Annotated in this window: 12 protein-coding genes and 1 pseudogene; 10 read left to right on the top strand and 3 right to left on the bottom strand. The window is 70.5% G+C overall.

Translation table 11 applies throughout. From position 1 onward, the window contains the following. The first annotated feature begins 32 nt into the window (after positions 1–32). The 7 genes from ACWDNY_RS22440 to ACWDNY_RS22410 all read left to right on the top strand — a co-directional run bounded on the left by ACWDNY_RS22440 (position 33) and on the right by ACWDNY_RS22410 (position 8,134). Positions 33–1,124 carry an MSMEG_0568 family radical SAM protein gene (locus ACWDNY_RS22440; RefSeq protein ID WP_451647570.1) on the top strand — a complete coding sequence of 364 codons (1,092 nt, stop codon included), beginning with the start codon at positions 33–35 and terminating at the stop codon, positions 1,122–1,124. Continuing rightward, positions 1,094–2,629 (top strand): MSMEG_0567/sll0787 family protein, encoded by a 1,536-nt coding sequence (locus tag ACWDNY_RS22435; protein WP_451647569.1) that lies wholly within the window; start codon positions 1,094–1,096, stop codon positions 2,627–2,629. Before ACWDNY_RS22440 ends, ACWDNY_RS22435 begins: the two co-directional genes overlap by 31 nt. Continuing rightward, positions 2,626–3,477, top strand: coding sequence for a carbon-nitrogen hydrolase family protein (locus ACWDNY_RS22430; protein ID WP_451647568.1), 852 nt, complete (start codon positions 2,626–2,628; stop codon positions 3,475–3,477). The genes ACWDNY_RS22435 and ACWDNY_RS22430 overlap by 4 nt, the downstream gene beginning before the upstream one ends. Beyond that, a complete protein-coding gene (locus ACWDNY_RS22425) occupies positions 3,474–4,310 on the top strand; it encodes a carbon-nitrogen hydrolase family protein (protein WP_451647567.1) in 837 nt (278 codons plus the stop codon). Before ACWDNY_RS22430 ends, ACWDNY_RS22425 begins: the two co-directional genes overlap by 4 nt. 19 nt (positions 4,311–4,329) lie before the next feature. Continuing rightward, the gene (locus ACWDNY_RS22420; RefSeq protein ID WP_451647566.1) at positions 4,330–5,544 is read left to right on the top strand and encodes an MSMEG_0565 family glycosyltransferase; all 1,215 of its coding nucleotides are present in this window, start codon (positions 4,330–4,332) and stop codon (positions 5,542–5,544) included. 323 nt (positions 5,545–5,867) lie between these two features. Further along, positions 5,868–7,157 (top strand): NYN domain-containing protein, encoded by a 1,290-nt coding sequence (locus ACWDNY_RS22415; RefSeq protein ID WP_451647565.1) that lies wholly within the window; start codon positions 5,868–5,870, stop codon positions 7,155–7,157. 305 nt (positions 7,158–7,462) lie between these two features. Beyond that, positions 7,463–8,134, top strand: a complete 672-nt coding sequence (locus tag ACWDNY_RS22410; RefSeq protein WP_451647564.1) for a TetR/AcrR family transcriptional regulator — start codon at positions 7,463–7,465, stop codon at positions 8,132–8,134. A gap of 210 nt (positions 8,135–8,344) precedes the next feature. On the opposite strand, the gene ACWDNY_RS22405 is transcribed toward ACWDNY_RS22410, so the two are convergent. Further along, complete coding sequence (locus tag ACWDNY_RS22405) at positions 8,345–9,550, bottom strand: cytochrome P450 family protein (protein WP_451647563.1); 1,206 nt, start codon at positions 9,548–9,550, stop codon at positions 8,345–8,347. Positions 9,551–9,963: 413 nt separating this feature from the next. Here ACWDNY_RS22405 and ACWDNY_RS22400 point away from each other — a divergent pair, with 413 nt between their 5' ends. After that, positions 9,964–11,286, top strand: coding sequence for an MFS transporter (locus ACWDNY_RS22400; protein WP_451647562.1), 1,323 nt, complete (start codon positions 9,964–9,966; stop codon positions 11,284–11,286). On the opposite strand, the pseudogene ACWDNY_RS22395 reads toward ACWDNY_RS22400, so the two are convergent. Beyond that, positions 11,278–11,525 (bottom strand): annotated as a pseudogene (locus ACWDNY_RS22395) (EamA family transporter); the annotation flags it as partial. The gene ACWDNY_RS22400 and the pseudogene ACWDNY_RS22395 sit on opposite strands and share 9 nt — an antisense overlap. Positions 11,526–11,645: 120 nt before the next feature. Here ACWDNY_RS22395 and ACWDNY_RS22390 point away from each other — a divergent pair. Next, positions 11,646–11,960: a hypothetical protein gene (locus ACWDNY_RS22390; protein ID WP_451647561.1), complete on the top strand. Its 315-nt coding sequence runs from the start codon at positions 11,646–11,648 to the stop codon at positions 11,958–11,960. Between the two features lie 159 nt (positions 11,961–12,119). Further along, positions 12,120–12,881 (top strand): maleylpyruvate isomerase family mycothiol-dependent enzyme, encoded by a 762-nt coding sequence (locus ACWDNY_RS22385; RefSeq protein ID WP_451647560.1) that lies wholly within the window; start codon positions 12,120–12,122, stop codon positions 12,879–12,881. 4 nt (positions 12,882–12,885) lie between these two features. Here the strand turns inward: ACWDNY_RS22385 and ACWDNY_RS22380 are convergent, their stop codons facing one another. After that, positions 12,886–13,050, bottom strand: a complete 165-nt coding sequence (locus tag ACWDNY_RS22380; protein WP_451647598.1) for a hypothetical protein — start codon at positions 13,048–13,050, stop codon at positions 12,886–12,888. Positions 13,051–13,317 lie beyond the last annotated feature (267 nt).

Raw genomic sequence — 13,317 nt, 5'->3', positions numbered from 1 at the left:
GGCACGCCGTGAGCGTTGGCACCGAGCCGACAGTGACAGAGCGTACGGCGGTGGACGTGCGGATCATGACCCGCACCGAACTCGCCCTGCGCGGCATCCGTCAGGACGTTGAGGTCGAACGGCCGGACGGCGCGGGCCCCAGCGACGACGGACACGTCCTCGTCGACGGTGCCAACGCCGCGCTTCCCCGCAACCCCGACAGTCCCTACACGGTCCGCGACGGCAAGGTCTGGCTCGGCGACGAGACCGGAGCCCTCACCGACACCGGGCTCTCCCTCACCCCCGTACGGCGGCCCAGGTTCTACGACCTGACGACGGCCGACGGCACCCGGTACGAGCAGATCGCCCGGCTGCACGGCTCCGATGTCCTGGCCACCACCGTCGTCCAGACGTGCATCCGCTACGCCGAGGCCGATCGCTGCCGCTTCTGCACCATCGAGGAGTCCCTGCGCTCGGGCGCCACCGTCGCCGCCAAGACCCCGGCGCAGCTCGCCGAAGTCGCCGAGGCGGCGGTCCGGCTGGACGGCGTGCGGCAGATGGTGATGACCACGGGCACGACCACCGGCCCGGACCGGGGTGCCCGCAATCTCGTCCGTTCGGTGCGCGCCGTCCTCGAAGCGGTTCCCGGACTGCCCATTCAGGTCCAGTGCGAGCCGCCCGGGAACCTCACGTGCATCCGTGAACTGCACGACGCCGGTGCCACCGCCATCGGCATCCATGTCGAGTCCCTCGACGACGAGGTACGGCGGCGCTGGATGCCCGGCAAGTCGACCGTCCCGATGGCCGAGTACGAGGCCGCGTGGGACGAGGCGGTGCGGGTCTTCGGGCCGAACCGGGTCTCCACCTACCTGCTCGTCGGTCTCGGCGAGGATCCGGATGAGCTCATCGCGGGAGCAGGGAAGTTGATCGACAGGGGGGTCTACCCGTTCGTCGTTCCGTTCCGGCCGATGCGCGGCACGCTCGCCGCCCGCGACGGGGTCGGGGCCCCGAGCGCGGAACTGCTGCGGTACGTCACCGAAGGCGTCGCCGCGAAACTGCGCGCGGCCGGGATGAGCGGCGCCGACCAGAAGGCCGGCTGCGCGGCCTGCGGGGCGTGCAGCGTGCTCGGGACGGCAGGCGGGTGACGATGTACCTCGACGGATCCACCGCACCGCCGGCGGCCGACCGCCCGGTCGACGTCCTGGCGCTGCTCGGAGACCGCAGCACCCTGGCGCGACAGCCCCTCGCCCGCATCGAACAGGCGTCTTCCCCAGCCGAGTTGTCCGAGTACCGGCGCCTGCGCCGAGAGGCCTTCGTCCAGGAACAAGGGCTCTTCACCGGCCACGACCTGGACGACCGGGACACCGATCCCCGCACCCTCGTCCTGGTCGCCAAGGACGAGGACGGCACCGTGGTGGGCGGCGTACGCCTCGGGCCGGTGGACGACGGTCCCGACATCGGCTGGTGGCAGGGTGGACGCCTCGTCGTGGCCCGCCGGGCCCGCGGCCCGCACGGCATCGGCGCGGCACTGGTCCGGGCGGCCTGCGCCCGCGCGGAGGCCGAAGGAGTCCTGCGTTTCGACGCGACCGTTCAGGCCCGCAAGGAAGTCCTGTTCAAGCGGCTCGGCTGGTGCTCCGTACGCGAGATCGAGGTCGCGGACGCGCCGCACATGCTGATGCGCTGGCCGATCGGCCGGATCGCGGCACAGGCGGCGGCCGCCAAGTCCGCGCTCGGGCCGCTCCTCGCGGCCCTCCACGGACCGGCGACCCACACCCGCGCTCAGGACCCGGCCGGCGGGGCCCTGCGCGAAGACGCGCGGGCCGCCCTCGGCGGGCCCGGGTTCGTCGGCGACGACGGCGCCCCCGTCCCGGGCACCGATGTGATCGCCGCGTGCGACGCGATCGTGCCGTCCATGGTCGAACGGGACCCGGGCTGGGCGGGCTGGTGCTCGGTCCTCGTCAACATCAACGACCTTGCCGCGATGGGCGCTTCGCCGATCGGCCTGCTCGACGCCGTGGGCGCCAAGGACGCGGCGCACGCCGCGCGGGTCCTCGACGGGCTCGGCCGGGCGGCACAGGCGTACGGTGTGCCGGTCCTGGGCGGGCACACTCAACTCGGTGTACCCGCGGCGCTGTCCGTCACCGCGCTGGGCCGGACGGACCATCCGGTGCCGGGCGGCGGCGGACGGCCCGGACACTCGGTGCGGCTCACCGCCGACCTCGGCGGCGGCTGGCGCACCGGCTACCGGGGCCGCCAGTGGGACTCGACCACCCATCGCCGTACGGACGAACTGCGCGCCATGACCGGCGCGGTGGCCGCCGCCCGGCCCGCCGCGGCGAAGGACGTGTCCATGGCGGGCATCGCCGGCACTCTCGGCATGCTCGCCGAGGCGAGCGGCTGCCGCGCCGTCCTCGACGTGGCCGCCGTACCGCGCCCGAGGCCCGTGCCCATGGGTGACTGGCTCACCTGCTTCCCCGGCTTCGCGATGCTGACGGCCGACGAGCCGGGCGTCGCACCGCTGCCCGCCGGGCCCGCCACGGGAGCCGTGTGCGGGGAACTGGCAGAAGGACAAGGCGTGGGGCTGCGCTGGCCCGACGGAGAGATCACAGACGCGGTCACCTCCACGGTGACCGGGATGGGGACCGCATGAGCACCCTTCGCATGGCGGCGGCCGCCGCCGAGTTCGGCCGCGACCTCGAAGAGGACTTCGCCGTCGCCGAGCGGCTGATCAAGGAGGCCCGGGCCGACGGCGTACGCCTGCTCGCCCTGCCCGAAGCCTCACTCGGCGGCTATCTGCTCAGCCTCGACAACGACACCGCGCTGGACGAGGGCCCGCCCGCGCTCGCTCTCGACGGCCCCGAGATCCGCCGGCTGGCCGCGCTGGCGGGCGAGATGACCGTCGTCGCCGGTTACTGCGAGGACGGCACGGACGGACGGCGCTACAACAGCGTCGTGTGCGTCAACGGCGACGGCGTTCTCGGCAACCACCGAAAGGTTCACCAGCCGCTCGCCGAGGACGCCAGCTACGCCTCCGGCGACCGCTTCCACGCCTTCGACACGCCCGTCGGCCGGATCGGCATGATGATCTGCTACGACAAGGCGTTCCCGGAGTCGGCGCGCGCCCTCGCGCTGGACGGTGCCGAGATCGGCGTCGTTGTCTCGGCCTGGCCGGGCGCGCGAACCAATGCCACCACCGATCTCGCGGGCGACCGCTGGAAGCGGCGCTTCGACCTGTTCGACCGGGCCCGCGCGCTGGAGAACCAGATCGTGTGGGTCTCCGCCAACCAGGCGGGCACGTTCGGGTCGCTGCGCTTCGTCGGCAGCGCCAAGGTCGTCGACCCCGGCGGTGACGTACTGGCGGACACCGGTGTCGGCGCGGGCCTGGCCGTTGCCGAACTCGACGTCGCCCAGGCCCTGGAGACCGCCCGCCGCGCCATGGGCCACCTGCGCGACCGGCGCCCGGAAACCTACACATACGCACGAGCAGTCAGCGCATGAGCACGATCCGGATCGCGGCCGCCGCCGCCCACTTCGGCCGCGACCTGGAGTTCGACCTGGCCCGCATCGCCAAACTCATCGATGAGGCCCGCAGGTCGGGCGCCGGGCTGCTCGTGCTCCCCGACGCCGCGCTCGGCGGCTATCTCGCCGATCTGCGCCACCCCGACCCGGAAGCGCTTCCCCCGGCCCTCAAGCCCGACGACCCGCTGATCCTCCACGTCGCCCGCCTGGCAGCCGAGATGGTGATCTGCGTCGGCTACTGCGAGGACGGCGGCGACGAACACTACAACGCGGCCGTCTGCGTCAGCGGCGACGGAATCCTCGGCCGCCACCGCAAGGTCCACCTCCCCACCGGGGAAACCGCCGTCTACACACCCGGCGACCGCTTCGACGCCTTCGACACCCCCGTCGGCCGCCTCGGCATGCTCATCGACTACGACAAGACCTTCCCCGAGTCCGCCCGCTCCCTCGTCCTGGACGGCGCCGAGATCCTCGCCTGCCTCTCGGCCTGGCCCACCAGCATCACCAACCGCGCCCCACGCATGGCCCAGGACCGCCAGGCCAAGCTGTTCGACCTGTACGACCAGGCGCGCGCCGCCGAGAACCAGGTCGTCCTCGCCTCCTCGAACCAGACCGGCGCCATGGGCGGCATGCGTTTCCTCGGCCAGTCCAAGGTCGTCGGCCCCGGCGGCGACATCCTCGCCCGCACCTGGGCCAAGGCCGGCCTCGCCGTCGCGGAAGTGGACGTGTCCGAGGAGATCGACCGCGCGCGCCGCGTCCTGCGCCACCTCGACGAGCGCCGCCCGGCGGCCTACCGGGAGAACCCATCGTGACGTACCGGGAGAACCCATCGTGAAGATCGCACTGCTGAGCTACTCCACCAAGCCCCGTGGTGGCGTCGTCCACACCCTCGCCCTCGCCGAGGCGCTCGCCACCGCCGGGCAGGACGTCACGGTCTGGTCGCTGGGGCGGGGCGGCGACGACGGCTTCTTCCGCGCGGTCGACCCGGATGTGCGCGTACGGATCGTGCCTTTCCCCGACGGACCCGCGGCGGAGACCGTCGGGGAACGCATCATGCGCTCCATCGCCACCCTCCGCGACGCCTTCGACCCCACCCCGTACGACGTCGTCCACGCCCAGGACTGCATCAGCGCCAACGCGGCCGGCCGCTGCGTCCGCACCGTCCACCACCTCGACCACTTCACCACGCCCGAGCTGGCCTCCTGCCACGAGCGGGCCATCGTCGAGCCGTACGCCCACATCTGCGTCTCCCGCTCGGTCGCCAGTGAACTCGCGCAGGGCTGGGGCCTGAAGGCGGAGGTCATACCCAACGGCGTGGCGTACGACCGCTTCGCCGTCACCGACCCGGCGGCCCGCACTGCCTGGCGAACCCGCCTCGGCCGCTACGTCCTCACCGTCGGCGGCATCGAACCCCGCAAGGGTTCCCTGGACCTTCTGGAGGCGTACGCGCTACTGCGTGCCGACCACCCGGACGTGCAGCTGGTGATCGCGGGGGGCGAGACCCTCTTCGACTACCGCGACTACCGCGCCCGCTGGGAGGACCGCGCGGCCGAACTCGGCGTCGAGCCGGTCGTCCTGGGCCAGGTCCCCGAGGAGGATCTCCCGCCGCTCGTCGCGGCCGCGGACGCCTTCGCGTTCCCCTCCGTCAAGGAAGGCTTCGGCCTGGCCGCGATGGAGGCCCTCGCCGCCGGGGTCCCCCTGGTCGTCCGTGACCTGCCCGTCCTGCGCGAGGTCTTCGGCCCTGCGGCCCGCTTCGCCGCCACGCCCCGGGACCTGGCCGACGAACTCGGCGCGGCGCTCGCGGACGGCGACCCCGTACGCCGCGAAAGGGGCCGGCAGCTCGCCGCCGGCCACACCTGGGACGCCGCAGCCCAGCGCCACCTGGACTTCTACCGCACGCTGCCCCTCTCCGCGGACAGTGGCGCCACGCGCCTGTCCAGTTCCTCGGATGTCGCGGTACCCGTAGACGCCGGTTCGGAGAACGTCCTGCCCATCGCGGACACGCACAGCGGCGCCTTCGGCGTCGGCCGCTCCAGGACTCGATAGAAGGGCAAGTTGGGCTCGGGCGCCGAGGAAGCGGCCCATCCCCGGCACCCGCAGCCCGAAGCGCGTCGAGGGAGAACGCCCGCGCCACCGACCTCACCTGGGTGGGCACCGGTGTCCACTGCGGCAGAAGCCGTTGTCCTGTGCGACAAGCGCCTCGGTCAAACCCCTGACCGTTCGTTCCGTTCCGGTTTTTCGGTACAGGAACGGGGCTATGCTCCCCACACCGATGTCATGGCTGCGTGGATCACTCCCCGTGAGCGCTCCGCGAAATGATCAGTGGAGGTGGGTCGTTGAGTAAAGAGCCATTCGATGGCGCCAATTCAGTGTCGATCAAGTCCGCATTGTTCGTGGACTTCGACAACATCTACTTGGGACTTCGCGATATGGACCCGGGGGCGGCTGAAGCTTTTGCGACCCGTCCGGACAGGTGGATGAGTTGGCTGGAAGGCAAGAGGGACACAGGTGAAGCTACCCAGGGTGACCCCGCTCGCCGCTTCCTCGTCCGGAACGTGTATATCAACCCGGAAGCTTTCGGCAGGTACCGCGCCTTCTTCACGCGCAGTGGGTTTCGGTCTATCGACTGCCCGCCCTTGACTTCCCGGGGCAAGAACAGCGCCGACATCTACATGGTGCTCGACATCATGGATGCTCTCGCGGACGAGACCCGGTACGACGAGTTTGTGATCATGTCGGCGGACGCAGATTTCACCCCCGTGTTGCAGAGGCTCCGGGCCAAGGATCGGTGGACAACGGTGGTGGCGGCCGGCCTGAGCGCCGCTGCCTTCCGGGCGACGTGCGATGTTTTCGTGACGCCTGAGCAGCTCGCCGCGGCCTCGCTCTGGGACGATTTCCACGCGACTGAGGTGACGCTCGACAGCGACGCCGAGCAGGTCGCGGTCGTCCTTCCGCAACAAGTGGGCAGCGACCAGCGCGAGGCAGTCGTCAAGGAGATTCACCGCGTCGTACGAGCGGCTCCCCGTCCGCTCGCCTCAGCTGCCGCGGCACAGGCGGCGCTCAGCATCGATCCCTCGATGAAGGATTCCGCATGGTACGGCGCCGGAAGCTTCAGTGGGTTCGTGAAGACTCATTGCAGTGATCTTGAATATGTTGCCACGCCACCCGGATACATTCTCGATCCAACGCTGCACTCCTTTGAGGACAAGGACGGTCGAGCGCAGCTTCCTCGTCTTCTTGCTCAGGTGAGTGCCCTGACAGATGTGCCGGCGTTGCAGCCGGACGCCTATGCGCTGCTGTTCGAGGTCCTCGCCCAGGACCTGCAGAGTTCTCCGTTTCAGCTGTACCCGACGTCGAAGAGAGTCCGAGACGCAACAGAGTCGCGTGGAAACCCCGTAAATCGCAACGCCGTCAACTTCGTTCTCAAGGGGCTCGTCTACGTGGGACAGCGGATGGCCGAAGGCGTTACAGCGGAGGCCCTTGCCAACGCGTGGGTGGAAAACGTCTACACGTTGTGCGCGAACGCACGGATGTCGCTCTCCGAGGAGGACCGGGAACTGATCCGTAGATGGATCACCGGGGGCGACATCAGCGGATTCGAGGTGGGGTTGGCAGCCGGCAGCCCTGAGGAGACAGCTTCTCAGCGCCTGCCCAGCTGACCGTCAGGGCGGCGGAGCGGAATCGGTGAAGCCGTCCGGACCAGCAGGACCTCTTGGTAGCAACAGCGGTGTCGAAGCCGGCCGCTACGCCAAGAGGTCCTGTCATGCCGTTGTACGCCACCGCGCCGCCCCTGTCTCCGACGTTGAGGAAGTCGGCTGCTCCTGCACCGCCTGCCGACTCGGCCACGGTGTCGACCGCCCTGCACGAAGGTGACGACATCCGAATGGTGGCTCGTCACCAACGAGCCTTCACCCGGCTGACGGTAGCATTCATACCGGGGAGCGCTCCCCGGTACGGGAGTGAGATGAAGGGCAACACGATGGGCGACCGTTCGCCGGTAGGGCGCCGCGATGCGCTGCGCAACCGGAAGCTGCTGACGGACAAGGCCCGCGAGGTCTTCGCCGAACAGGGCTTGGAGGCCCCGCTTGATGAAATTGCTCGGCGGGCGGGCGTAGGCAACGCGACCCTCTATCGCCACTTCCCGACCCGTGCCGCGCTCGTCGATGAGGTCTTCCGGGACGCGCTCACTGAGACCACAGCAGCGGGCGAGCAGGCGCGAACCGCCAAAGACGCATGGACCGGACTGACGCAGTATCTACGAACAGTGTTCGCAGGCCTGGCCGCAGACCGCGGCACCAACGACCTCATGACCACGAACCTGCAAGGCGTCGCCTCCCTGGAGGCAATCCACGCCCACAACCGCACAACCATCGACGTGCTGCTCCGGCGCGGTCAGGAGCAGGGCAGTATTCGCCCGGACCTCACCACCGAGGACCTGCTCTTCACCCTGGCAGCACTGGGCCGGGCTGTTCCCGCGCTCACCACGGTCGCCCCGGATGCTTGGCTCCGCCCGCTTGCCCTGCTCCTCGACGGCCTTCGCGCCCGGCCGGCTGCGGCCCCGCTGCCCACGCCGGCCCTTACTTCCGCCCAGCTCGGCGAGGTGCTGCTCAATCTTGGGCCGCACCGGCGGCGTTGAGAGACCTCTGCCTCACACAGTTGCCCTGATAGACCAGCCCCTCACCAAGAACCTCTCAGCCTCGGCATCGCGATCAGATGGGAAAAGGCTCCCGCCGGGATCGATGTCGGGGGCGTCTTCAAGGTGCCTCTGCGGTCGGGCGCCATCTGCGGAACCGTACCCGCGTGAGCTCTCCGACTGGATTGAGCCGCTTCCAAAAAGGCGCTGTGATCACCAGCGCACCGGCAGCTCCCGCAGGCTCCGCATGAGACTGGTGCGCCACTGCGGTGTGCCGTCACCGTCGAAGGCCAGACGGGGGAAGCGGTCCAGCAGGATGGGCAGGGCCAGGGTCGCCTCCAGGCGGGCCAGCGGGGCGCCCAGGCAGTGGTGCAGGCCGTACCCGAAGGCAAGGTGGGCGCGGGTCGCGGCCGGATCGCGGCGGAGGTCGAAACGTTCGGGGTCGGGGAAGCGCGCGGGGTCGCGGTTCGCGGCGGCGATGGAGAGCACGACGCGCGCACCGGCCGGTATCCGGGCACCGCCGAGGGTGATCGGTTCGGTGGTGTAGCGGTAGGTGGCCGCCGGCACCGGCGGCTCGAAGCGGAGCGTCTCCTCCACGGCGCCTTTCAGTAACTCGGGGTGGGCGCGGAGGGCGGCGAGCTGCGTGGGATTGCCGAGCAGCAGGTGGACGGAGTTGGCGATGAGGTTGACGGTGGTCTCGTGCCCCGCGACGAGCAGCAGGAAGGCCATGCCGAGCAGTTCCTCCGGGGTGAGCCGGTCGGTGCCGTCCCCGTCGTGGGTGCGGACCAGGGCGTGCAGCAGATCGCTGTCCGCCGCGTTCCGCAGCCGCCGCTTCTCCTCCGCCAGTGCCGCGAGATACGCAGCCATCTCCTGTGCGGCGCGGGCGGACTGCTCCGCATCATCGAGTGCGACGACCTTCGTGGACCAAGCCCGGAAGGCAGTCCGGTCCACGTCTGGCACGCCGAGCAGTTCGCAGATGATGGTGAGCGGCAGTGGATAGGCGTATGCGGCCACAAGGTCGGCACGGCCGTCGGCGGCCACGGCGTCCAGGAGGGCGTCGGCCGCCTTCTGAACGCGGGGCCGCAGCGCCTGGACGCGTCGGGCGGTGAACTCACGGGCCACAAGAGTCCGCAGGCGGGTGTGATCGGGCGGATCGACCTGGAGCATGTTGCGCCCCACGGCGTACAGCCCGTCGTCCTCGAAGTCGGCAGAGTGACGCACGTCGTTGCGCAGTTTTGGGTCGACGAACGCGGCCCGCACTTCCTCGTATCCGACCACCAGCCACGACTCGTCCCCGGAGGGGAAACGCACGTGGTGGACAGGCCCGCGGGAGCGCAGCGCGGTGAAGGCGGAGTAGGGGTCGGCGGTGAAGTTGTCGGTGAGGTCGGCGAGCCGGACGGTGGGCTGCTGCGTGTGCATCGGCGACTCCCCAAACGAAGTGGGGACTGCTCCCCGTTTAGCCGGAAGGGACCATAGCATGAAGTGGGGAACTGCCCCCACTTCACTTTCGGGCAGTCCCGAAGGTGCCCGCATGGCCACTGCGAAGCCCGGCGTCCCGCCCGTGTGAGCCGATGTAGGGCCCGTCGGGGCACTGGCCCCGGCCCGCCGAGCACCTCGGCCTCCCCGCGAGGCCGGGCCCGAGCCATGCCCGCGCCCCCCGGTGGACGCGCAGCCCGGTGCCCTGTGCAGGTAAAACTCGCGGCGCTCAACCCGTTGACGTACATACCGGCCGGTCAGTACGTTCCCCGGAACCCGGGCCACCGTCTCACGGTTCCCTCTGATTCACCCTGTTCCGCCTGTTCCGTCCCCGCACCCATCGGAGCGTGCACCGCATGGACACCGCGCCTTCCGCCCAGCCGCTCACCTCCACCACTCCCGCGGCCCCCAACCGCCGCCGGGTCGCCACGGCAGCCGCCCTGGCCTCGGCCGTCGAGTGGTACGACTACTTCGTCTTCGGCATCGCCGCGGCCCTGGCCCTCGGCCCTCTGTACTTCCCGGCCGGGAGCCCCACCGCCGGGGTCCTCGCGTCCTTCGCCACCTTCGCCGTCGGCTTCCTCGCCCGTCCGCTCGGCGGCATCGTCGCCGGTCAGCTCGGCGACAAGCGCGGCCGCAAGCCCATGCTGGTGCTCGCACTCACCCTGATGGGCGTGGCCACCACCGGCATCGGCCTGCTCCCGACGTACGAGACGATCGGGGTCGCCGCCCCGATCCTGCTCGTCCTGCTCCGCATCGTGCAGGGCGTCGCCGTCGGCGCGCAGTGGGGCGGCGCGATGCTGCTGGCCACCGAGTACGCCCCCGAGGGCAAGCGCGGCGTCTACGGCAGCGTCGTCCAGCTCGGCGTCCCCATCGGCGTGGTGACCGCCAACAGCGTGTTCCTGCTGGCTGGCGCCTTCACCTCGGACAGCGCGTTCGCCTCCTGGGGCTGGCGCGTGCCCTTCCTGGTCGGGCTGCTCGTGCTCGCCCTCGCCTGGTACATCCACACCCGGGTGGAGGAGACCCCGGAGTTCCGGGAGGCCGAGCGGGCGCTGGCCGAGAAGGAGAAGGGCGAGAAGAACTCACCCCTGCGCACCATCCTGCACGGTCACCTCGGCACCGTGCTGCTGGCCGGCGGCTCCTTCGCGGTGAACACCGCGACGTTCTACATCATCATCACCGGCGTCCTGGACTACACGACCCGTGAACTGGGCATGAACAAGGGCGCTGTCCTCACCGTCTCCCTGTGCGTCAGCCTCACCCAGCTGGTGCTGATCCCCGCCTCCGCCGCCCTGTCCGACCGGCTCGGCCGGATCAGGATCTACGCGATCGGCGCGGTCGGCATCGCGCTGTGGGCCGTTCCGATGTTCCTGCTGATCGACACCGGGTCGCTGCTGTGGCTCGCGGTCAGCACGTTCGTCGCTAGCTGCTTCCTCAGCATCATGTACGGCCCCCAGGCGGCGCTGTTCGCCGAGCTGTTCACCCCGGAGATGCGCTACACCGGAGCCTCCCTCGGCTACCAGATCGCCGCTGTCGCCGGCGGCGGGCTGGCACCGTTCGTCATGGTGCTGCTGCTGGAGGCGACGGGCACCTCGATGGCCGTCTCCGGCTACATCATCGGGCTGTCGCTGATCGCCCTGGTCTCCATCAAGGTCCTCGCGGACCGGGCCCGCTCACGCTGAGCCGGGCGTCCGGCCGGCCCGCGGTTCCCCTGCCTCCGTCTGCTCCGGAGCCGGGACCGCGGCCGTCCGGGCCGTCGCCCCCGACCGGGCCCGGGACCGCGACACCGCCACACCCGCCAGGCACAGGGCGCCGCCACCAGCGTGAGCGGTCCCGGCACCTCCCCGAGCGCCAGCCACGACATCAGCACGACCAGCGCGGGCACCGCGTAAGTGGTCGCGCCCATCCGGCCGGCGGTCGTGGCCGGTTTCGGTCTTACTAGCCGACGAACCGCCGACACTACCCTGCGGACAGGGACAGACCTCCGGCTGTCCTGGAGGACCAAAAGGGGGAAACGTCAATGCGTGCGCGCAAGCTTGCTGTGACTGCTGCATCAGTAGCCGCGCTGATCGGTCTTACCGCACCGGCCGCCGTTGCGGCTCCAGCCAGTCCCGCCGGAGGCAACTGCACTTATCCCGCCTGCGGCGTCGTCTACAACCGCAGCGGCCACGTCATCCTGGTGATGCACGACGCCAGCGGTCCAAACGACTCCGACTGCGACGACGACGAGATCGCCTATCTGCCCGACGGCAAGGCCTCCGACCTGTACACCGGATGGAAGGACGTCGACTGCTGGACCGAGGACTTCGGCACACCCTGGCACCGATTCAGTAGCCACCCCATCTGGGTCTACTAGCCTCGATCTTGGGTGACGGTCTGCCAACCGGAGTTGGCAGACCGTTTCGCGTGCCGTGTCCGATGTGGGGTCGGTCGGCTGCCCGGCTGTCGCGTCGGCGCAGCTGACGGCCTGGAAAACAAGGTGCGGTCGGGTGAACTGGGCTGATAGATAAGCGAAGTGACAGAAAGTCTTCAGTATCCCGTCCTGCTGCAATTGATCGACGAGCGGTCGGCCGCCTTCCGGAGTGCGGTTGCCGCCGCGCCCAGCCTTGACGCGCCGGTGCCGTCCTGCCCCGAGTGGACGTTGTTCGATCTGGTGCAGCACCTGGGTACGGGCCACCGCTGGTGGGCCGCGATCGTCGCCGCGGGCCCCGCCGAGGCTCCGCCGGCCAAGGACGCCGCGGAGGCGCCGCGCGAGCTCGAGGCGCTGCTGGCCTGGTACGCCGAGTCGACCGAGCTGCTGCTGAGTGCGCTGCGCAAGGCCGGCCCGGAGCGCGAGTGCTGGGCATGGTGGAGCGCCGGCGTGTCGCCGGCGAATGCCTGGGGCGTTGCCCGGCGCCGGGTGCACGAGGTGCTGGTGCACACCTACGACGCCCAGCTCGCCGCAGGCGCCGTGCAGCCGATGCCGGCGGACGTCGCGATCGACGGCGTGGCCGAGTTTCTCGACACCTGCAACTCCACCCCGGCTGCCTGGCCGCACGAGAACGCCACCATCCACTACCACGCCACCGAGGGCCGCTCCTGGCTCCTCGCGCTGGACGGCACCGGCGCCTGGCCCGCACCCCTCACGGACGGGGCCCCGCCCCCCTCCGCTTCGGCCACGGGCACGGCCGAGCAGCTGCTCCTCTTCGTCTGGGGCCGCCTCACGCTGAGCGACCTGAAGATCGAGGGCGACCAGCAGGTGTTCGAGCAGCTGATCGCCTGGGAGCCCGAGGAGTAGCCAGTCAATATCGCCGGCGGACGGCCTCGATGACGTCCGCGGCGGTGAACATCGCGAACAGCTCCGCCTCCGCACGCCGGGCGGCCAGTACGGCCTCGTACAGCTCGGGCCCGAGCGCCTCCCCGCAGCACTGCCGGCTCGGCCAGGAGGGGATACGGCTACGACCCAAAGGAACAGGAGGCGCTCCGCCGGCGCCTTCTCCGGGGGTAGCCTCCCGGGTGCGCGGGTCGACGCGCGAGCGGGTCTGCACGATCCGGTGCGGGGCGGCGTCGGCCTGCCGGTCGCCGCCGCGATCGAGGCGACGGGTCGTATCGAGCGCTCGTCGGATCAGACGGGCCATGGATCATCCCGTCGGGCTCTCCGGGTACCGTCGGGGTATGAGTCATCCGCATCCCGAGCTCAAAGCCGCACCGCCTCTTCCCGAAGGGGGGCTGCG

The organism is Streptomyces sp. NPDC003697 (assembly GCF_053587115.1).
This window is presented reverse-complemented; position numbering and strand designations above follow the sequence as displayed.

Excerpts from the sequence above, each read along its gene's own strand:
- ACWDNY_RS22410 (WP_451647564.1), top strand. The coding sequence starts at position 7,463 with ATGAAGGGCAACACGATGGGCGACCGTTCGCCGGTAGGGCGCCGCGAT.
- ACWDNY_RS22425 (WP_451647567.1), top strand. The coding sequence starts at position 3,474 with ATGAGCACGATCCGGATCGCGGCCGCCGCCGCCCACTTCGGCCGCGAC.
- ACWDNY_RS22405 (WP_451647563.1), bottom strand. The coding sequence starts at position 9,550 with ATGCACACGCAGCAGCCCACCGTCCGGCTCGCCGACCTCACCGACAAC.
- ACWDNY_RS22400 (WP_451647562.1), top strand. The coding sequence starts at position 9,964 with ATGGACACCGCGCCTTCCGCCCAGCCGCTCACCTCCACCACTCCCGCG.
- ACWDNY_RS22430 (WP_451647568.1), top strand. The coding sequence starts at position 2,626 with ATGAGCACCCTTCGCATGGCGGCGGCCGCCGCCGAGTTCGGCCGCGAC.